The organism is Amycolatopsis sp. NPDC058278, assembly GCF_042881395.1.
In the GTDB taxonomy this organism is placed as follows: Bacteria; Actinomycetota; Actinomycetes; order Mycobacteriales; family Pseudonocardiaceae; genus Amycolatopsis.
On the sequence record NZ_JBHVXZ010000033.1, the window covers coordinates 40559 to 59731 of the forward strand.

17 protein-coding genes are annotated in these 19173 nt (G+C 69.8%); 13 read left to right on the plus strand and 4 right to left on the minus strand.

The genetic code is table 11. The features are described from left to right. Positions 1–138 precede the first annotated feature (138 nt). Positions 139–1236, minus strand: a complete 1098-nt coding sequence (locus tag ACFVYA_RS19195) for a sigma-E factor regulatory protein RseB domain-containing protein (protein ID WP_285986128.1) — start codon at positions 1234–1236, stop codon at positions 139–141. A 148-nt stretch (positions 1237–1384) separates the two neighbouring features. On the opposite strand from ACFVYA_RS19195, the gene ACFVYA_RS19200 reads away from it, so the two are divergent. The 3 genes from ACFVYA_RS19200 to ACFVYA_RS19210 are packed head-to-tail and all read left to right on the plus strand — an operon-like array spanning position 1385 to position 3839. Next, entirely contained in the window at positions 1385–2101 is a 717-nt protein-coding gene (locus tag ACFVYA_RS19200; protein WP_285986127.1) for a response regulator transcription factor, read from the plus strand. Further along, positions 2098–3420 carry a sensor histidine kinase gene (locus ACFVYA_RS19205; RefSeq protein WP_387046574.1) on the plus strand — a complete coding sequence of 441 codons (1323 nt, stop codon included), beginning with the start codon at positions 2098–2100 and terminating at the stop codon, positions 3418–3420. Before ACFVYA_RS19200 ends, ACFVYA_RS19205 begins: the two co-directional genes overlap by 4 nt. Positions 3421–3431: 11 nt before the next feature. Further along, positions 3432–3839 (plus strand): NUDIX domain-containing protein, encoded by a 408-nt coding sequence (locus ACFVYA_RS19210; RefSeq protein WP_364012329.1) that lies wholly within the window; start codon positions 3432–3434, stop codon positions 3837–3839. Between the two features lie 29 nt (positions 3840–3868). On the opposite strand, the gene trpS is transcribed toward ACFVYA_RS19210, so the two are convergent. Further along, complete coding sequence (trpS, locus tag ACFVYA_RS19215; RefSeq protein ID WP_387046577.1) at positions 3869–4936, minus strand: tryptophan--tRNA ligase; 1068 nt, start codon at positions 4934–4936, stop codon at positions 3869–3871. Between the two features lie 218 nt (positions 4937–5154). Here trpS and ACFVYA_RS19220 point away from each other — a divergent pair, with 218 nt between their 5' ends. Continuing rightward, positions 5155–5454 (plus strand): YciI family protein, encoded by a 300-nt coding sequence (locus ACFVYA_RS19220; protein WP_086677642.1) that lies wholly within the window; start codon positions 5155–5157, stop codon positions 5452–5454. A gap of 3 nt (positions 5455–5457) precedes the next feature. Here the strand turns inward: ACFVYA_RS19220 and ACFVYA_RS19225 are convergent, their stop codons facing one another. Beyond that, positions 5458–5607 (minus strand): hypothetical protein, encoded by a 150-nt coding sequence (locus tag ACFVYA_RS19225; protein WP_167455137.1) that lies wholly within the window; start codon positions 5605–5607, stop codon positions 5458–5460. 193 nt (positions 5608–5800) lie between these two features. Here ACFVYA_RS19225 and typA point away from each other — a divergent pair, with 193 nt between their 5' ends. From typA to ACFVYA_RS19255, 6 genes are all read left to right on the plus strand, one after another. Continuing rightward, positions 5801–7726 (plus strand): translational GTPase TypA, encoded by a 1926-nt coding sequence (gene typA / locus ACFVYA_RS19230; protein ID WP_387046579.1) that lies wholly within the window; start codon positions 5801–5803, stop codon positions 7724–7726. Positions 7727–8106: 380 nt separating this feature from the next. Next, positions 8107–9843, plus strand: coding sequence for an ABC transporter family substrate-binding protein (locus ACFVYA_RS19235; protein ID WP_387046580.1), 1737 nt, complete (start codon positions 8107–8109; stop codon positions 9841–9843). A gap of 290 nt (positions 9844–10133) precedes the next feature. Beyond that, positions 10134–11945, plus strand: a complete 1812-nt coding sequence (locus ACFVYA_RS19240) for an ABC transporter family substrate-binding protein (RefSeq protein WP_387046581.1) — start codon at positions 10134–10136, stop codon at positions 11943–11945. Between the two features lie 186 nt (positions 11946–12131). Next, positions 12132–13148 (plus strand): ABC transporter permease, encoded by a 1017-nt coding sequence (locus ACFVYA_RS19245; protein WP_387046582.1) that lies wholly within the window; start codon positions 12132–12134, stop codon positions 13146–13148. After that, positions 13141–14070, plus strand: coding sequence for an ABC transporter permease (locus ACFVYA_RS19250; RefSeq protein WP_285986119.1), 930 nt, complete (start codon positions 13141–13143; stop codon positions 14068–14070). Before ACFVYA_RS19245 ends, ACFVYA_RS19250 begins: the two co-directional genes overlap by 8 nt. Positions 14071–14150: 80 nt before the next feature. Then, positions 14151–15167, plus strand: a complete 1017-nt coding sequence (locus ACFVYA_RS19255) for an ABC transporter permease (RefSeq protein ID WP_387046585.1) — start codon at positions 14151–14153, stop codon at positions 15165–15167. An 82-nt stretch (positions 15168–15249) separates the two neighbouring features. On the opposite strand, the gene ACFVYA_RS19260 is transcribed toward ACFVYA_RS19255, so the two are convergent. Beyond that, positions 15250–17031, minus strand: coding sequence for an ABC transporter ATP-binding protein (locus ACFVYA_RS19260; protein WP_387046587.1), 1782 nt, complete (start codon positions 17029–17031; stop codon positions 15250–15252). A 113-nt stretch (positions 17032–17144) separates the two neighbouring features. Here ACFVYA_RS19260 and mshB point away from each other — a divergent pair, with 113 nt between their 5' ends. From mshB to ACFVYA_RS19275, 3 genes are read left to right on the plus strand one after another with little or no spacing between them, the layout of a single operon-like run. Then, complete coding sequence (gene mshB, locus ACFVYA_RS19265) at positions 17145–17987, plus strand: N-acetyl-1-D-myo-inositol-2-amino-2-deoxy-alpha-D-glucopyranoside deacetylase (protein WP_387046590.1); 843 nt, start codon at positions 17145–17147, stop codon at positions 17985–17987. Further along, positions 17984–18376 carry a hypothetical protein gene (locus ACFVYA_RS19270; protein ID WP_387046592.1) on the plus strand — a complete coding sequence of 131 codons (393 nt, stop codon included), beginning with the start codon at positions 17984–17986 and terminating at the stop codon, positions 18374–18376. Before mshB ends, ACFVYA_RS19270 begins: the two co-directional genes overlap by 4 nt. Continuing rightward, positions 18369–19148, plus strand: a complete 780-nt coding sequence (locus ACFVYA_RS19275) for a hypothetical protein (RefSeq protein ID WP_387046594.1) — start codon at positions 18369–18371, stop codon at positions 19146–19148. The genes ACFVYA_RS19270 and ACFVYA_RS19275 overlap by 8 nt, the downstream gene beginning before the upstream one ends. The last annotated feature ends 25 nt before the right edge of the window (positions 19149–19173 follow it).

A 19173-nucleotide genomic window follows, 5' to 3' on the forward strand; every position in this document is an offset into this window, starting at 1 on the left:
TGTTGTGTTGTTGTGTGTGTTTGACCGGGTCGGTGATGCTGTAGCCCTGGGGGTGGCCCGGGGCCCGGGCGGCGCGGGGGACCCCGGGGGGGGGGCACTCGTATGCCACCACGGCGCCGGACTCCACAGTCGTGCTGGTCACTTCTGACCCAGCGCTTCGTACAGGACCTGCTCCGGCACCGCACCGGCGGCGAACCGGCCGTCGTCGGTCAGCACCGCGCTGCCGACCTTCGTGGTGACGAGGTAGCCGCTGCCCCACGCGCCGTTGACCTTCTTCGCGAACCGCTCGAGCAGCGCCTTCGGGTCCGCGTTGCCGCCGCGTCCTTCACGACCGGACTGCTGCTTCGGCGCCGCGTTCAGCGCGTCGGCCGGGACCTTGCCGGTGACGACGGTGTCCCAGCCGTCGCCGACGACCTTGACGTCCTGCTTCGCCTGCTCGGCGAGGTCCTTGTGCTGCTGGTCGATCGTCGGCGTCTTCTCCTGCACCTTGGCGCCCTTCGGCGGGGTGAAGGTGAAGAGGTCGGCCGGCTGCTGGGTGAACTCGATCTCGGTGAACGCCACCTCGAGCGCCGGCGTCGCCGTGCCGTTGCTCAGCACCGCCACCCGCAGCGGCATCCGCGTCTGGGAGTCGACCGCCACGCGGATCTCGCGCAGCAGCGTCCGCTCGGTCGGCTTCGGCGTCAGGACCAGCTCGTAGGCCGGGCGGCCGGCGACGCTCGCGGTGCCGTCGACCGACACCGTGCTGCTCTCGCGGACCTTCGCGAGCAGTTCCGTCGAAGCCGTCAGCGGGTCAGCCGTCTTCTCGCTGCCCGCGCCCTTCTGCTGGGCCACGTCGGCCGGGATGGTCACCTTGGTCGCGGTGTTCGTCTTGGAGCTGTAGTCCCAGACGGTGGTGCCGTCGTGGACGACGGTCTGCTGGCTCGCGCCCTGCGTGACGGCCAGCCGGCTCTTGCCGGCACCGTCGGTGAAGATGTGCGCCGAGTCCATGTTCAGCGCCGACGCGCCCGGCACGGCGTTCCCCAGCGCGGGCAGGCCCAGGTCGTTGCTCACCTTCAGCGTGCCGTCGAACGCGCCCGGCTTCGCCTTGGCCACCGACTGGACCAGGTCTTCGGCGCTGACCTGCGGCAGCGCCGGCTTGTCGTCGGCGCTGGCCGGCATCGCGACGAACGCGAGGCCACCGGCACCGAGCGCGGTGCCGAGGACCGCGGCGGTGATGCCCTTCGTCTTCGGTTTCATGCGTCTCTCCCTGTGGTGTTCCCGGACTCGAGTGTGCCCGGCTCCCTGGCCACGACGCTTCCCTCTCGAGGCTGAGATACCCCTGAAGGTTCTCCCTCCCAGGCTGAGATCGCGCTGAGAACCGACGCACGACCTGCGCAAACCGGCCATGATGAGAATCGTGAAACCTCGGGTGCTGGTGGTCGACGACGAACCGGGCGTGCGGAAGGCGCTGCAGCGCGGGCTGCGCGCGGAGGGCATGGACGTGGTCACCGCCGCGGACGGGCCCACCGGCCTGCAGCTGGCGAGCACGGGCTCGTTCGACGTCGTCCTGCTCGACATCATGCTGCCGGGCCTGTCCGGCTACCGCGTGCTGGAGCGGCTGCGCAAGGACGGTGTGACCACGCCGGTGCTGCTCGTCTCGGCCAAGGACGGCGAGGTCGACCAGGCCGACGGCCTCGACCTCGGTGCCGACGGCTACCTCGTCAAGCCGTTCTCGTTCGTGGTGCTGGTCGCGCAGGTCCGGGCGGTGCTGCGCCGGGCCGGGCCGGAGGCCGGCCGCGGCACGCTGCGGCTCGGCGCGCTGGCCGTCGACCGCGGGCTGCGGCAGGTGCACTGGCACGACGAAGAAGTCGGGCTGAGCCCGCGGGAGTTCGCGCTGCTGGAGGTCCTCGTCGGGCGGGCGGGCACGGTCGTCACGAAGGACGAGCTGCTGCGCGCGGTCTGGGGCGAGGAGCAGGCGGTGACCCGCAACCTCGTCGAGGTCTACGTCGGGTACGTGCGCCGCAAGCTCGACGCGGTCGGGGCCGGCGCGCTGCTGCGGACCGTGCGGGGGCACGGCTACCTGGCGTCCGACGCGCAGCTCGACGAGGTCATCACCCCGTGATCCCCTGGTGGCGGGGCCGGACCCTGCAGGCCCGGATCACCGTGCTGGCCGCGACGATCACCCTGGTCTGCCTGCTCGGGCTCGCGGCGCTGGCCGCGTCGAACCTCTCGCCGCGGCTCATCGGCTCGGTCGACCGGGAGCTTTCCGGAGCGCTGGGCCCGGCGGGCGCCGAGGTGAGCGCGGGCCGTCCGCTGTCCGGTTCCGCCCCGGTGACGCTGCGGGTGCTCGACATCGCGGGCACGCCGGTGGACGGCGGCACCCCGACCGGCCTGACGCCCGCGGACGTCTCCACGCTCAAGGCCGGTCAGCCGGTCCAGCGCGACGGCGCGCGGTACCTGGGCACGGTCGTCAGCGCGCCGGACGGGGCGCAGCGGCTGGTCGTCGCGGGAGCCGGCCTGGTCGGGTTCGCCGCCGCGGTGCACTACGGCGGCGTGTGGCTGGTGGTCGTCGCGGTGGTCGGCGCGCTGGTGGCGGGCTTCGCGACGTGGCTGGTGGTGCGCCTGTCGCTGCGGCCGGTCGCGCGCATGCGGGGTTCCGTGCGGTCGCTGCCGCCGGGGGCGCGGCTGGCGCTGCCGGACTCGCACGACGAGCTGCGCGCGCTGGCGGAGGAGTTCAACGCGCTGCTGGAACGGCAGGAACAGGCCAGCGACCGGCTCCGGCGCTTCACCGGAGATGCCGCGCACGAGCTGCGCTCGCCGGTCGCCTCGATCCGGGTGCAGGCCGAGGTCGCCGTCACCAACCCCGATCCGGAGCTGGCGCAGGAGACGCTGTCGGACATCTTGACCGAGGCCGAGCGGCTGTCGTCGCTGCTGGACGGGCTGCTGTCGCTGGCCCGCTCGGACGCGGGGGAGGTGCCGCCCGCTTCGCCGGTCGAGCTGGTGAGCGAGGTCCGCGCGGCGGTGGCCCGGCTCCCGGCGGGCGTCCCGGAGACCCGGGTGAGCACGGCGGTCGCCCAGGCGTGGGCGTCGGCCGCGCACGCGGAGGTGGAGCTGGTGCTGGACAACCTGCTGCGCAACGCGTGCCGCTACGCGCGCGGGCAGATCGTGGTGTCGGTGCTGGCGTCGCGGTCATCGGTGCGGGTGGTGGTGGACGACGACGGCCCGGGCATCGCGCCGGAGCACCGCGAAAAGGTGTTCGACCGGTTTTACCGCATCGCGGACGACCGGGCCCGGTCCTCGGGCGGCACGGGACTGGGCCTGGCGATGGTGGCGGAGACGGTCCGCCGCCGCGGCGGCCGCGTCCAGGTGGGCGAATCCCCGGACGGCGGCGCGCGGTTCGTGGTCGTCTGGCGCACGGCCGGTGGCGGGGCTTCCGGGTAAGTTCCGGGACTGTGAACGCTGTGATCGTGGGAGCCGCCCTGGTGCGGGACGGCAAGCTGCTGGCCCAGCAGCGGGCCTGGCCGCCGAAGCACGCGGGGCAGTGGGAACTGCCCGGCGGCCGGGTCGAGGAAGGGGAGTCCGAGGCCTTCGCGCTGGCCCGAGAATGCAGCGAGGAGCTCGACGTCGTCGTCGAGGTCGGCCGCCGGGTCGGGGAGGACATCCCGCTGCCCGGTGGCCGGGTTCTCCGCATCTACGCCGCGAAGCTCGTTTCGCCCGGGGAAGAGCCGCGGGCCGTCGAGCACCGAGCCGTGCGCTGGCTCGGGCCCGACGACCTCGACGACGTCGACTGGCTGCCCGCCGACCGGATCCTGCTGCCGGCCTTCCGCGCGCTGCTCAGTGACCAGTCCGGCCAAAAGTAGGCCGCCTCGCGCTCGGCACGTGACCGTTGCTACGAAGTCACGCGGCCGTGGCTGTGGCCGGACTGGTCACCGATCGACGCAGCAGCGCCGATCATCCGCAGCGCCGCGTCGAGCCGGTGCGAGCCGCGTTCGCGAGCCCGCTCCGCGCCCGCCTTCCGCACGCGATCCAGCTCGGCGACGTCGTCGAGCAGCGCCACCGCCCGCGAGCGCAGCGGTCGCAGCTCTTCGATCACCGCGTCGGCGACGGCGTCCTTCACCGCTCCGTACGAGGAGAACTCGTCCGCCAGGTCGGCCGGTGACCCGCCACGGCAGGCGGCGAGGATCTCCAGGAGGTTCGCCATCCCCGGCCGCGTCTCCGGGGCGTGCACCGGCACCGAACCGCCGTCGGTGACCGCGCGGCGGATCTTGCGGCGGATCTGGTCGGGCTCGTCGAGCACGAACACCACGCCCACCGCGTCCCGGGCCGACTTCGACATCTTGCGCGTCGGGTCGGCCAGGTCCTTCACCCGCGCGCCGGCCGGCGGCAGCACCGCGCGCGGGATGGTGAACACCTCGCCGTAGGTGCCGTTGAACCGCTTCGCCAGGGTCCGCGTCAGCTCCACGTGCTGCCGCTGGTCCTCGCCCACCGGCACCTCGTCCGCGCCCTGCAGCAGGATGTCGGCGGCCATCAGCGCCGGGTAGGTCAGCAGCGACAGCCGCACCCCGGCCTGCCCTTTGGACTTTCCATCCATGCCCCCGCCACCGCCCTCAACCGAGGCGCTGCGCGCCGCTGATTTTTCTTTGAACTGGATCATCCGCGCGGCTTCGCCGTAGTTGCAGGTGCACTCCAGGACCCAGGTCAGCGCGCCCAGTTCGCGGGCCAGGTCGGACTGGACGAACACCCGCTCGGGATCGATGCCGGCGGCGATCAGCACGGCCAGCTGCTCGCGCGCCAGGGAGCGGAGTTTCGCCGGGTTGTGCGGCGTCGTCATGCCGTGCAGGTCGGCGACGAAGTACAGGTCGTCCGCGCCGCCTTCGCGAGCCCAGCGGCGGACCGCCCCGAGGTGGTTGCCGAGGTGGACGTGACCGGAGGGCGTGATGCCGGACAGCTTGCTCATCGTGGGTTCCTTCCGAGGCGGGGGCCACCCCGGAGAAGGCACGAAAAAGGCCGCCCGTCCGGGGCGGCCACTGGCTGGTTCAGCGCAGGGTCAGCAGGCCGCCGAGGGCGGCCACCAGCTGGAGGTCTGCGCGTGCACGCCGCCGACTATAGCCCGCTCCGTCACCACTTCGCATCGTCCGGACGCGCAAGCGCGCGAGCGGAGTTACGGTCATAACCATGTATGTCGTCCTGCTGAACTACACGGCCCCGATCGAGGAAATCGACTACGCGCTCCCGGACCACGCCGAGTGGCTGAACAAGCAGTACGAACACGGCCACTTCCTGGCTTCCGGGCGGCGGAACCCGCGCACCGGCGGCGTGATCATCACGCGGCCGATGTCCCGGGGGAAGCTCGACGCCATCCTGGCGTCCGACCCGTTCTGCGTGAAACACCTCGCGCAGTACGAGGTCATCGAGTTCTCCCCGACGAAGACCGCGCCGGAGCTCCGGCTGCTCAACGAGGCCGTCCCCCACTAGCACTCAGGCGGCCAGATCCAGCTTCGCCTTCTTCAGAGCCAATACCGGGCACTTCTTGCAGCGCGGCTTCGACCGGCAGCACTTCTTCTTGACCTTGCCGGCCTTCATCAGCTTGCGCACGACCTTCCGCGGGTCTTTCGGCTTCTTGCCCATGCGCACGCACCTTCCGGATCGGCGACCCTCACCGGGTTTCCACGTTAGGCCAGCCTAACCGACAGGGGGGCGTGGGGCCGCTCACAATGGGGTGGCAGGTATCCTGGGTGAGGTCCGCGTGTGACCAGAGCCGGTCACGGATGCCTGAACGGCTTGCGCGGCCATCCAACCCTTGAAGTTCAGGAGTTCTCGCGTGCCCGCAGCCAGCGCTACCGTCGAAACCGGCCGGCCGACCGGTAAGACCCGGCCCGACCTGCGCAATGTCGCGATCGTAGCCCACGTCGACCACGGCAAGACCACACTGGTGGACGCGATGCTCCGCCAGTCCGGCGCCTTCGCCGAGCGCGCCGAGCTCGTCGACCGCGTGATGGACTCGGGCGAGCTGGAGCGCGAAAAGGGCATCACGATCCTCGCGAAGAACACCTCGATCCACCGCCAGACGCCCGAGGGCTCCGTGACGATCAACGTCATCGACACCCCCGGCCACGCCGACTTCGGCGGCGAGGTCGAGCGCGGCCTGGCCATGGTCGACGGCGTCGTCCTGCTGGTCGACGCGTCCGAGGGCCCGCTCCCGCAGACCCGGTTCGTGCTGCGCAAGACCCTCGAAGCGGGCCTGCCGGTGATCCTGCTGGTCAACAAGACCGACCGCCCGGACGCCCGGATCGCCGAGGTCGTCGAGGAGACCCACGACCTGCTGCTCGAGCTGGCCAGCGACATCGAGGACGCCGACCACGACGCGATCCTCGACCTCCCGGTGGTCTACGCCTCCGCGCGCGCCGGCAAGGCGAGCCTGGAGCAGCCCGCCGACGGTGAGATCCCCGAGAGCGAGAACCTCGACCCGCTGTTCGACACGCTGCTCCGGCACGTGCCGCCGCCCGCCGCCGACCTCGACGCGCCGCTGCAGGCGCTGGTCACCAACCTCGACGCGTCCAACTTCCTCGGCCGCATCGCGCTGATCCGCATCCACGCCGGCAAGCTGCGCAAGGGCCAGACCGTGGCCTGGATGCGCGAGGACGGCACGGTGCAGAACGTGCGCATCTCCGAGCTGCTGGTCACCGAGGCGCTCACCCGTGTCCCGGCGACCGAAGCCAGCGCCGGCGAGCTCGTCGCCATCGCGGGCATTCCGGAGATCACCATCGGCGACACCCTCGCCGACGCCGACAGCCCGGTGGCGCTGCCCCGGATCACCGTCGACGAGCCCGCGATCTCGATGACCATCGGCGTCAACACCTCGCCGCTGGCCGGGCGCAACGGCGGCGACAAGGTCACCGCGCGCCTGGTCAAGGCCCGCCTCGACCAGGAGCTGATCGGCAACGTCTCGATCCGCGTCCTGCCGACCGAGCGCCCCGACACCTGGGAGGTCCAGGGCCGTGGCGAGCTCGCGCTGGCGATCCTCGTCGAGCAGATGCGGCGCGAGGGCTTCGAGCTGACCGTCGGCAAGCCGCAGGTGGTCCTGCGCACGATCGACGGCAAGCTGCACGAGCCGTTCGAGCGCCTCTACATCGACTCGCCGGAAGAGCACCTCGGCGCGATCACCCAGCTCCTGGCGGCGCGCAAGGGCCGCATGGAGGACATGAGCGGCAACGGCAGCGGCCGGATCAAGCTGGAGTACGTGCTCCCGTCGCGCGGCCTGATCAGCTTCCGCACCGACTTCCTCACCGAGACCCGCGGCACCGGCATCGCGAACCACGTGTTCGAGGGCTACTTCCCGTGGGCGGGGGAGATCCGCACCCGGCACAGCGGCTCCTTGGTCGCCGACCGCACCGGGCCGGTCACCGCGTACGCGATGATCCAGCTGGCCGACCGCGGCTCGTTCTTCGTCGAGCCGGGCGCCGAGGTGTACGAGGGCATGGTCGTGGGCGAGAACCCGCGCTTCGAGGACCTCGACATCAACATCACCAAGGAGAAGAAGCTGACCAACATGCGTCAGTCCTCCGCCGACGTGATGGAGACCCTGGCCCGCCCGCGCAAGATGGGCCTGGAAGAGGCGCTCGAGTTCTGCTCGGTCGACGAGTGCGTCGAGGTCGCGCCCTCGGTCGTCCGCGTCCGCAAGGTCACCCTGGACGTCAACACCCGCGCGAAGGAGCGTTCGCGCGCCAAGAGCCGCGACAACGGCTGATCTCCCGGCTTCGGAAAAACCTCCCGGTGCGCGTCACCGGGAGGTTTTTTCGTGCCCGATCCCTTACGCTGGGTCGGCCGGTGGCGGACCCAGCGTCATGAATTCCGCCGTTCTTCTCCTTATATCTTTATAGGGTTCGCGGCGGTTTCAGCGCCTGGCGCCGGCCATCGACGTGAACCGTTTTCGTGTCCGGGCCGTGTTCGTTCCGCCGTTCCGGAACGGTCCGGGAACCCGGACGGTGTTCCGCGCGTCTTCTCCGATAGCGCCCACCTTGGGGCGGCGGCGCCGCCCGATCCGGGTATGGGAATCTCGGTTTCGGCGGCGAAGGGGGTCGTGGGAGCATGGCTGACCCGATCGGGCGAAACTGGGAGGAACGGGGCGTGCGGGTGAATCGCAAGGCGGTGCCGGTACTGGCACTCGCGGCCGTGCTGCTCACCGCCTGTTCCAACACCCCGCCACCCCCGGTCGTGTCGTCGTCGGTCGCGCCCGTGTCCACCACCGGCAAGACGCCGTCGCAGATCGTCGTCGGCGTCGACGACGTGCTCGGCGGGTACAACCCGCACAACCTCGCGGACTCGTCCCAGGTGACCTCCGCGCTCTCGCAGCTGCTGCTGCCCTCGGTGTTCCGCCAGAAGGACGACGGCACCACCCAGCTCGACAAGAACCTGATGAAGTCCGCCGAGGTGATCTCGCAGCAGCCGTTCGTGGTGGCCTACGACATCCGGCCGGACGCCTCCTGGTCCGACGGCGCGCCCATCGCCGCCGAGGACTTCGACTACCTGCGCACCCAGCTGCGCGACCAGCCCGGCGTGATCGGGCCCGCCGGCTACCGGCAGATCACCGACCTGCAGTCCCGCGAAGGCGGCAAGCGCGTCGAGGTCACCTTCGCCAAGCCGTACCCCGGCTGGCAGACGCTGTTCTCCGACCTGCTGCCTGCCCACCTGCTCAAGGACGCGCCCGACGGCTGGCGCGGGGCGCTCGCGTCGAACTTCCCGGCGGTCGCCGGCCCGTTCTCGATCAAGAGCCTGGACACCGCCCGCGGCGAGGTGATCCTCGAGCGCAACGAGCGCTACTGGGAGAAGCCCGCCGCGATCGACCGGATCGTGCTCCGCCGGTCGGACCAGAACACGCTGCTGGCCGCGCTGCGCAGCGGCAACGACCAGTTCGCGCTGGCGCGGACCACCGGCGACGAGCTCAAGCTGCTCGGCGAGCTCGGTTCCGCCGTGCGGCTGCACACCGTGGCCCGCCCGCTCGTGGCCGACGTGCTGCTGCGCCCGGTCAGCGCGACGCTGCAGGACGCCCAGGTGCGCGCCGGGGTGGCCGCGCTGATCGACCGCACCAAGCTGATCACCGAAGGCGTCAACGGCGGCCCGTCGTCGGCGCTCCACGCCGACGCCCAGGTGACCGCGCCGTCGGTGAAGGGCTACGCGGCGACCATCCCGCCCGGCCCGCCCACCGCGCCCGACGTCGCCAAGGCCGAGCAGTCGCTGACGGCGGCCGGCTACACCAAGACCGCGGGCACCTGGCGCAAGAACGGCCGGGCGCTCTCGCTGGTCATCGCCTCCCCGGCTGCCCAGGAGCCGTACGCGACGATCGCCAAGGAGCTCACCAGCGAGCTCGCCGCGCAGGGCATCGAGGTCAACGCGATCACGCCGCAGCCGCGCGACCTGTTCAGCGGCCTGCTGGCGATGCCGGTCGTGGGCGGGGTCCAGCAGTCGACCGGCGACTCGGCGGGCAACGTCGGGATCGACATCGCCGTCGTCCCGCAGGCGGTCGGCGGCGACACCGCGTCGGTCCTCGCCTCGACCTTCGGCTGCCGCCCGGAGCAGACGGCCTCGGGCGTGGACAAGACCAAGCCCGTCGTCCCGGGCAACGCGGCCGGCTTCTGCGACCCGGCGCTGCAGCCGTCGATCGACGCGGCGCTGTCCGGATCGACCTCGGTCACCGAGGCGCTCACCACTCTTGAGCCTGAACTTTGGCGCCAGAACGTGGTGATTCCGCTGTTCCAATTGGCTGACACCCTGGCGATCGGATCGGGTATCTCCGGCGTCACGCCCGGTCCCCCGATGGTGGGCCCGTTCGGGTCGGCGGTGAACTGGACTCGCGGCCCGAAGTAATCGGTTGGCTACGCATTCAGTACTACCGGGTGATCTTCACCAACGCCTTCGAGTGGGACGTTGTGAATCCATGAGGTAACCGTCGTATTTCTGGATGTCGACTGGAAGTCACCCTTTGGTCACGATCGACCCTGAACTGGTGACTGTCGGTGCTTTTCCTTTCTAGCGTGCACCCGCAGTGCGCCAGTTGAGTGTCGCTTGGCGTGTCGTAGGCTCCGGCCCATCCAAACCGGAGCGGTGTGGGCCCTTGTCCCGATATTCAAGGGCTCAGTGCTAGGAGGGCACACTTCATGAGGAGATCCAAAGCTGTCTCCGCTTTGTCGCTCGTCGCCGGCGCTTCGCTGTTGCTGAGCGCCTGCAGCGGCGGCGATTCGGGTTCGGGCAACACCGACCAGAACGGATCGTCGACCGACGTCAAGGCGATGGCTGCCGGCAAGGCTGAGACCGGTGACCTGTTCAAGCTCGCGGCCACCCCGGGGTACGACGGCACGGTCACGGTCGGTATCGACGACGGGTACTCGGGGTACAACAACCAGACCCCGGACACCAACAGCTCGTACAACAACTACGTGCTGACCGCGGTGCTCTCCGGTACGTTGAAGCTCGACGGCAACAACAAGATCCTGCTGAACAACGACGTCTTCGACTCGTGGGACGTCACGCAGAAGGACCCGCAGCAGGTCACGTACAAGATCAAGCCGAACATCAAGTGGTCGGATGGTCAGGCGTACGACTGCAAGGACATGTACCTGGCGTGGCTGTCGCAGAGCGGCCTGGCCAAGGGCCCGGACGGCAAGAACCCGTTCAACTCGGCGTCGACCACCGGCTACTCGCTGATCAGCAAGGCCGAGTGCAAGGACCCGCTGACCTTCGTCACCGACTACAGCGAGCCCTACCTCGACTACAAGGGCCTGTTCAACTCGCCGGCGATCATGCCCGCGCACATCCTCGAGGCCAAGACCGGCATCGCGGACATCACCAAGCTGGCCCCGACCGGCGACCCGGCCCAGATCAAGGCCGCCGGTGACTTCTGGTCGAACGAGTGGAAGGGCTTCAAGGCGGACATCATGCCGTCGTCGGGCCCGTACAAGATCACCGCGTTCGACGCCAACCAGAAGGCCGTCACCCTGGAGAAGAACCCGCTGTGGGCGGGCGGCAAGGGTGGCCCGTCGAAGATCATCGTCCGCGCCATGGAAGACACCAAGGCCATGGCGACCGCGCTGCAGAACGGTGAGATCGACGTTGCCGCGTCGACCCAGCCGGACGCCACCGCGGCCCAGACGATGAAGGGCCTCGCGGCGCAGGGCGTGACCTACGGTTCGGCCTCGCAGCTGACCTACGAGCACCTCGACCTGAACTTCAAGCGCATGTTCGCCGACAAGGACCTCCGCAAGGCGTTCCTCGAGTCGGTCAACCGCAAGGAGATCACGGACAAGCTGCTCAAGGAGGTCCAGGCGGACGCGGAGCCGCTGAACAGCGTCGTGTTCTTCCAGGGTGAGCCCGGTTACACCGACCTGTACGGCAGCAAGGCGGGCCTGGGCGCCGAGGCGGCGGCCAAGACGCTGACCGACGCCGGCTGGGCCAAGGGTGCCGACGGCATCTTCGCCAAGGGCGGCCAGCGCGCTTCGTTCAAGATCACGCACAACCAGAACGCGCGCCGCAGCCAGACCGTCGAGATCATCATCTCGCAGGCCAAGGCGGCCGGCATCGAGGTCAAGGACGAGACCGACGCCAACTTCCTCAAGGGTGGCCGCGTCTCGACCGGTGACTACGACGTCGCGCTGTTCGGCTGGTCGGCCCAGCCGTTCAAGGCGGAGTCGAAGTCGATCTACGTCTGCCCGGACAAGGGTGGCGAGCAGAACTACCAGAACCTCTGCGACCCGAAGATCGACGACGCCTACAACGCTGCGGTGAAGGCGACCGACGAGCAGGTCAAGGTGCAGAAGTACCAGGAAGCCGACAAGGCCATCGCCGACGACTACGCGACCCTGCCGCTGTTCCAGACGCCGAGCATGTGGGCGTTCAAGGGCATCGACCGCGTCTACATGCAGTCGTACGACGGTGTTCTGTGGAACGTCGGCGAGTGGGAGCAGAAGAAGTAGGGCTCGTCCCGACTCTTCTTTCCCCTCGCTCCAGATGACCTGGGAGGTACCGGGGCCCGGCCACGAGCCGGGCCCCGGTACCCACCGGAAGTAGCTGTTGACCGTAGGGTTACCGCCACTACGGTAGACAACCGGGTAGCGGTCCAGCGCACTTCTGACGACCAGGCCCGGATGAGGAGCAGTTCGTTGAACCTGGTGATCTACATCCTTCGCCGTCTGGCGATATCGATTCCCGTCCTGCTGGTCGGGACTTTCTTGTGTTTCGTCATGGTCGCCGGCACCGGCGACCCGCTGGGCGAGCTGCGGCAGAACCCGACCATCAGCAAGGAAGCGCTGGCCGCCACGGCCGCCAAGCTCGGGCTGGACCAGGGCATCGTGCCCCGCTACTTCACGTGGCTCGGTGACTTCCTGACCGGGAACTGGGGCATCTCCATCGCCCAGGGCAACGCCCTCGCGCCGGTCGCACCCAAGGTGCTGGCCGCCTTCGGCGTCACCCTCAAGCTGGTCGTCGGCGCCGAGATCCTCGCGCTGATCATCGGCATCATCGTCGGGGTGCTCGCCGCGGTGAAGCAGTACTCGCTCATCGACTACCTCGCGACCACCCTCGCCTTCCTGCTCTTCTCGATGCCGATCTTCTGCGTCGCGATCGTGCTGAAGCGCTACGCGATCGAGATCAACGGCTGGGTCCGCGACCTCGGCCTCTCCGACGTCCTCGGCAACCCGTGGCTGCGCACGACCAGCCCGGAGCAGCTGAAGACCGACGGCGTCGGCGACTTCATCACCAGCACCATCGGCGCGTACCTGCTGCCGACCCTGTCGATCATGGCGATCAGCTTCGCCGCGTACAGCCGGTTCCAGCGCGCCTCGATGCTCGAGGTGATGAACTCGGACTACGTGCGCACCGCCCGCGCCAAGGGCCTCGCGAACGGCCGGGTCATCTTCCGGCACGCGTTCCGCAACGCCCTGATCCCGGTGTCGACGCTGTTCTCGGTCAACTTCGGCTCGGTCCTCGCCGGCGCGATCATCACCGAGACGGTGTTCAACTGGCACGGTATGGGCACATTGCTGGTGGAAGCCGTCACGAAGAACGACACTCAGGTGATGATGGGTTGGCTCGTGGTGATCGCCAGCAGTGTCATCGTCGCCAACCTGATCGCCGACCTGATGTACGGCATCCTGGACCCGAGGATTCGCGTTGGCTGACTTGAACTCTCTTCTCGCAAGCGAAACCGCTGTCGCCGAAGGCACGCTTCCCCCGGAAGCGCTGCCCGAGCCGCGCAGCCAGGGCAAGCTGGTCCTGCGGAAGTTCCTGCACCACAAGCTGGCGATGGCGTCGACGGCCGTGCTCGTCCTGATCGTGCTGATCAGCATCCTGATGCCGCTCTTCTGGAAGCACAACTACGAGGACAGCTCGTTCGCCTCCTTCGCCAAGCCCAGCGGCGAGTTCCCGCTCGGCACGACGCAGGTCGGCAAGGACATGGTGGCGCAGGTGCTGCGCGGCACGCAGTACTCGCTCCTCATCGCGCTCACCGTGTCGATCCTGGCCACCGTGATCGGCGTCGTCTTCGGCGCGATCGCCGGCTACCTGCGCGGGTTCTCCGACTCGGCGATCTCGCGGGTGACGGACCTGTTCCTGATCATCCCGCAGATCGCCGCGGCGGCCATCCTCGCCAAGGTGTTCGGCGGCGGCTCCTGGTACATCGTCGCGCTGGTGCTGGCGGCGTTCGGCTGGATGCAGATCGCCCGGATCACCCGCGCCGAGGCGATGTCGCTGTCCCAGCGCGAGTTCGTCGACGCGGCTCGCGCGTCGGGCGCCGGAACGTTCCGGATCATCTTCAAGCACCTGGTGCCGAACATGGTCGGCAGCATCACGGTCAACGCGACCCTCGCGGTCGCGCAGGCCGTGCTGGCGGAAGCCGCGCTGTCGTTCATCGGCCTGGGTGTCCAGCTTCCGGACACCTCGCTCGGCCGCGTCATCCTGGAGAACTACGCCCAGCTGCAGACGCGACCGGCCCTGTTCTTCGGGCCGTTCATCGTGCTCGTGTTGATTTCACTGACGATCAACTTCATCGGTGACGGTCTTCGCGACGCCTTCGACCCGCGCCAGCGGAGAATGAAGGCCTGAACGCGCGACGCGGGGGTGACCGGAACCGGTCACCCCCGCGTGGCGTTTCACGCGCGGATCGCCGGACCTGGGGGTTTCGGATGAATCTCGTGCTTTACGTGCTCCGCCGGCTGGTCATCTCCATCCCGGTCCTGCTGGTGGGCACGTTCCTGTGCTTCATCATGGTCGCCAACACCGGCGACCCGCTCGGCGAGATCCGCAGCAAACCGGGGATCAGTGCCGCGGCGATCGCCGAGACCGAGCACAAGCTCGGCCTCGACCAGGGCGTCGTCGCCCGCTACTTCAGCTGGCTGGGGCACTTCCTGACCGGCGACTGGGGCATCTCCATCGCGCAGGGCAACGCGTTCGCCCTGGTCCAGCCGAAGGTGATGGCCGCGTTCAAGGTGACGCTGGAGCTGGTGCTGACGGCGTCGGTGCTGGCCCTGATCTTCGGCGTGCTGGTGGGGGTTCTCGCCGCCGTCAAGCAGTACTCGATCTGGGACTACCTGGCGACGACGCTGGCGTTCCTGATGTTCTCGATGCCCATCTTCTGCGTGGCGATCGTCCTCAAGGGCTACGCGATCCGCGCCAACATCTGGGTCCGCGACCTGGGCCTGTCCGACGTCCTCGGCGACCCGTGGCTGCGCACGACGAGCCCGGAGAGCCTCTCGGCGACCGGCGTCGGCGACGCGCTCGCGAAGTACGTCGGCGCGTTCCTGCTGCCGACGCTGTCGATCATGGCGATCACGTTCGCCGCGTACAGCCGGTTCCAGCGGGCGTCGATGCTGGAGGTCCTGGGCGCCGACTACGTCCGCACGGCGCGTGCCAAGGGCGTGTCGAACAGCCGCGTGATCTGGCGCCACGCGTTCCGCAACGCGCTGATCCCGGTGATGACGCTGTTCTCGGTCAACTTCGGCGCCACGGTGACGGGCGCGATCATCACCGAGACGGTGTTCAACTGGCACGGCATGGGCACGCTGCTGGTGGAGGCGGTCAACAAGAACGACCCGCAGGTGCTGATGGGCTGGCTGGTGGTGATCGCGGCGAGCGTGGTGATCGCGAACTTGGTCGCGGACCTGCTGTACGGCATCCTCGACCCCCGCATCCGCGTCGGCTGACGCCCGGCTCTCCAGCTCTGGCCCGGAAACGCGGAAGGGCCCGCACCCAGCCGGGTACGGGCCCTTCCTCGCGTCGGAAACGTCAGTCGGCCACCGGGGCCAGCCTGCCGGCCTCCCAGGCCGCGCGGCGCTCGGCCTGCAGGATCGGGTCCGCGACCGGGGCCGCCGACAGCAGACGGCGCGTGTAGTCCTGCTGGGGCGAGTGCAGCACCTGGTCGCGGGTGCCGACCTCGACCAGCTTGCCGTGCTGCATCACCGCGACGCGGTCGGCGAGCAGGTCGACCACCGCCAGGTCGTGGCTGATGAACAGGCAGGCGAACTGCAGCGACTGCTGCAGGTCGAGGAACAGGTCCAGCACGCGGGCCTGCACCGACACGTCCAGCGCCGACGTGGGCTCGTCCGCGATGAGCAGCGCCGGGTCGAGCGACAGCGCCCGGGCGATCGCCACGCGCTGGCGCTGGCCGCCCGAGAGCTCGTGCGGGTAGCGGTTCATGTAGTGCCCGCCCAGCTCGACCTTGTCGAGCAGCGAGCGGACCCGCGCCGACAGCGCCTTGCCGGAGAGCACCTTGTGCAGCACCATCGGCTCCGCGATGGACTCGCCGATCGTCATCTTCGGGTCCAGCGTCGACGCCGGGTCCTGGAACACGATCGAGAAGAACCGGCGAAGCGGGCGGAGGTCCTTCGCCGACATCGTCGTGATGTCCTTGCCCGCGATCGCGATCGTGCCCTGGGTCGCGCGCAGCAGGCCGACGGCGCAGCGGCCGACCGTCGACTTGCCCGAACCGGACTCGCCGACCAGGCCGACGATCTCGCCCTTGGCGATGGTGATCGAGACGTCGTCGACCGCGCGGTTCTTGGCCTGGCCGCGGCGGCCGGGGTACTCGAGCACGAGGTTCTTGATCTCGAGGGCCGGGGCGGCCTCCTCGATCACGGCCTCCAGCTCGGCGTCGGCCAGCCGGATCTCCTCGGCGATCTTGGCCGCCTCGGTGCTGTCGGCGGCGATGCCGGCGTCGTCGAGCAGCCGGCGGCCCTCGGGGCGCTGGCCGAGCACCGGCACCGCGGCGAGCAGCCGCCGGGTGTAGTCCTCCTTCGGCGACGCGAACAGCTCGCGCACCGGCGCCTCTTCGACGATCTCGCCCTGGTACATCACGATGACGCGGTCGGCCATGTCGGCGACGACGCCCATGTCGTGGGTGATCAGCACGATCGCCGTGTCGAGGGTGTCCCGCAGCTTGCGCAGCAGGCCGAGGATCTCCGCCTGGACCGTGACGTCGAGCGCCGTGGTCGGCTCGTCGGCGATGATGACCTTCGGGTCGCAGGCGATCGCCATGGCGATGACGACGCGCTGGCGCAGGCCGCCCGAGAGCTGGTGCGGGTACTGCTTGAACCGCTGCTCGGGGTTCGGGATGCCGACCATGTCGAGGAGCTCGACCGCGCGCTTGTCGGCGGCGTCCTTGGCGATGTCGAGGTGCGAACGCAGGGCCTCGCGCAGCTGCCAGCCGACTGTGTAGACCGGGTTCAGCGCCGTCATCGGCTCCTGGAAGATCATCGCGACCTGGTTGCCGCGGATCTTCTGCATGTCCTTCTCTTTGAGATCCGCCAGGTTGCGCTCGCCGAGACGCAGCTCACCGGCGATCCGGCTGGTCTTGGGCAGCAGGCCCAGCACCGACATCGACGTGACGGACTTGCCCGACCCGGACTCCCCGACCACGGCGACGATCTCGCCGGGCTGCACGTCGAAACCGATGCCCTTGACGGCGTCCACGACGCCGTCCTCGGTCTGGAACGACACGCTCAGGTCGGAGATCGACAGAACGGATCCGGACACGCCGGCGACGTCCGCCGAAGTTGCTTCAGTGCTCACCAAGATGCCCTTCGTGGGGGTACAGACGATCGCGACGCGGCGGTCGCGACTCGCGCGAGGATAACCGAGGGTGTCCCCGACGAACGTCGGAGCACGGGAATTACGCTCAACCCGTGATCTCCCCGGTATCGCGAAGGCTGCTGCTCGTCCACGCCCATCCCGACGACGAGAGCATCACCACCGGCGCCACGATCGCACGATACGCCGCCGAAGGCGCCGAGGTGACCGTGGTGACCTGCACGCTGGGTGAAGAGGGCGAGGTCATGCCCGGCCTCGGGGAACTGGACGGGCTGCGGGCCCACGCCGCCGACCAGCTGGGCGGCTACCGCGTCACGGAGCTGAGGGCGGCGTGCGCCGCGCTGGGCGTGTCGCGGCACCGGTACCTGGGCGGCCTCGGCCGGTGGCGCGACTCCGGCATGGCGGGCACGCCGTCGGCGTCGCACCCGAGGGCGTTCACCGGTGGGTCCGCCGCCGAGCAGGCCGCACAGCTGGCGGAGATCATCGACGAGGTCCAGCCCCAGGTCGTCGTCACCTACGACGCCTTCGGCGGCTACGGTCACCCCGACCACATCCGGGCCCACGAGATCACGATGGCGGCGGCGCCCCGCGCGCGCTCGGTGGAGCGGGTGTTCCACACGGTGGCGTCGCGGAAGGCGGTGCGCGCCGGGCTGGTCGCGCTGCGTGACCGCGACCCGGTGTTCGACGTGCCGGAAGACGGCGAACTGCCCACGACGCCGGACGAAGAGATCACGACGGTGCTCGACGTCGCCGCGTACCTGCCCGCGAAGGTGGCGGCACTGCGCGCGCACGCGACGCAGCTCGCGGTCGTCGACGGCGAGGTGCCGTACTTCGCGCTGACCAACGAGATCGCCCAGCCGATCCTCGCGCAGGACTGCTTCGTGCTTGCCCACGGCCCGGGCGACGGTGCCGGGCACGACCTGTTCGGCGGGCTGTGACCGTGGAGGAGCGGCTGACGCTCGACCGGGGACTGCTGCTCGCGCTGCTCGCCGTGGACACGGTGCTGCTCGCGCTGCTGGAGCTGTTCTTCCTGCCGCTGCGGATCGGGGTGGTCCCGGTGCCGGTGACGGTTCTCGTGGGCGCCGTCACCACGCCGTGGCTGGTGTGGACCACGGCGAAGCTGGTGCGCCCCGGGCTTTCCTGGGTACCCCTGGCGCTGTGGGTGCTCGTCGTGTTCGGGGTCGGCCTGCTGGGCCCGGGCGGTGACCTGGTGCTGATCCAGGACTGGCGGGCGTTGCTGCTGCTCGGCGCGAGCGCGCTGCCGGGCGCGATGGTGCTCGGCGGCGCGCCGCGCCGGGCGGTGGGAAGGGGAGCGGGACGTGGGTGAGTCGATCTCCGACCGGCAGGTCGTGGCGGTGCTGCGGCCGTTCGTGCGGGCGTGCGGGCCGATGCTGGACGCGTTGCGCGAGTCCGACCCGTTCGGCCTGCAGGCGCGTGCTTCGGAGGATCTGGCCGAGGTCGAGTCGGGGCTGAAGGCGAAGCTGATCCACGGCGTCACGTCGGTGAAGGTGCCGGGCACGGCGGCGTGGGCGCGGATGACGGGGTACGACCGGTCGAGCTGGTGGATGAACCGCGTCGGCCGGTTCACGGCGCTGCTGACGTCGATCCCCGGCCTGGGTGGCGCGCTGGCCGACCGCCTGCCGGTGCAGGACGCACTGGGCGCGGCGTCGCAGGGGCTGCTGCTGTGCGCGATCGCGGGCGAGTACGGGGTGACCGACGTCGGCACGCGGGTCCGGCTCATCGCGTCGGTGCTCTTCGAGCGCGAGATCGACCCGGATCTCGCGGCGGGCAAGCACGCGGAGCACGACGAAGCCGCGGAGGTGGACGAAGCGGCGAAGCTGACCGAGGAACTGAGGGCGTCGGAGAAGAAGCACGGCAAGGCGACGGTCAAGGCGGCCGGCCGCACGCTGTGGCGGCTCGGCCGCGGACTCCTCGCCATCACGGGCGAACTGGAGAAGCGCCCGCGCGGCAACCTGTTCCACCGGGCGCTCGGCATGCTCCCGGTCGTCGGTGCGGCGGGCGACTATCTCGGCGAGCGGTCGGGGTTGCGGGTCGTGTGGAAGCGCGCGCACGTCTGGCTGACCGAGCGCCGCACCTGATCTTCCCCGGCGGCGCCCGGTCCAA

What these genes read in the sequence shown, in the direction of transcription:
- ACFVYA_RS19195 (WP_285986128.1), bottom strand. Translation starts at nt 1,236, where the DNA reads ATGAAACCGAAGACGAAGGGCATCACCGCCGCGGTCCTCGGCACCGCG.
- ACFVYA_RS19200 (WP_285986127.1), top strand. Translation starts at nt 1,385, where the DNA reads ATGATGAGAATCGTGAAACCTCGGGTGCTGGTGGTCGACGACGAACCG.
- trpS (WP_387046577.1), bottom strand. Translation starts at nt 4,936, where the DNA reads ATGAGCAAGCTGTCCGGCATCACGCCCTCCGGTCACGTCCACCTCGGC.
- ACFVYA_RS19220 (WP_086677642.1), top strand. Translation starts at nt 5,155, where the DNA reads ATGTATGTCGTCCTGCTGAACTACACGGCCCCGATCGAGGAAATCGAC.
- ACFVYA_RS19225 (WP_167455137.1), bottom strand. Translation starts at nt 5,607, where the DNA reads ATGGGCAAGAAGCCGAAAGACCCGCGGAAGGTCGTGCGCAAGCTGATG.
- ACFVYA_RS19240 (WP_387046581.1), top strand. Translation starts at nt 10,134, where the DNA reads ATGAGGAGATCCAAAGCTGTCTCCGCTTTGTCGCTCGTCGCCGGCGCT.
- ACFVYA_RS19255 (WP_387046585.1), top strand. Translation starts at nt 14,151, where the DNA reads ATGAATCTCGTGCTTTACGTGCTCCGCCGGCTGGTCATCTCCATCCCG.